Here is a 446-nt window from a genome sequence, read left to right on the forward strand (position 1 = left end):
TCGGCCGGTAGCGTCCCCGCCGCGCAGACGACGATGTCGCGGGTGGTCGAGTCGCTGGATGAACGCTGCACGGCGCCGATGACTTCGCCGTCGTACGGCAAGCCGGCGACTTCCCGTTTGCCCGTGATCGCCAGCACGGTGTCGCGCCAGGCATTCGCCTCCTGCTGCGCACGCTCCTGCCACTGGCCCGCGCAGTGCCAGCCGCCCAGCAGCCGCGACAATCCCTGCAAGCCCAGTGTCGCGTCCGCCTGTACACCCAGGCCGCGGCGTTTCAGCGCATCGAAAGCGTTGACGTTCAGGCTGACCAGCTGCGCCTGCGCAAACAGGGAATTCGAACCCGTCGTGAAATCCTGCAGGCGCGTGCCGACGGCCAGCACCACGTCGGCCTGCGCCGCCAGCGCGTTGGCGGCGGGCGAACCGGTGACGCCGATGGCGCCCAGCTGCAG

The 446-nt window shown here is 70.0% G+C and carries 1 pseudogene; it reads right to left on the reverse strand.

Annotated features, from left to right (window positions below):
• Nucleotides 1-446 (reverse strand): annotated as a pseudogene (locus GCN78_RS28940) (3D-(3,5/4)-trihydroxycyclohexane-1,2-dione acylhydrolase (decyclizing)); the annotation flags it as partial.

This window comes from Janthinobacterium rivuli (assembly GCF_009208735.1).
Classification (GTDB): domain Bacteria; phylum Pseudomonadota; class Gammaproteobacteria; order Burkholderiales; family Burkholderiaceae_D; genus Janthinobacterium.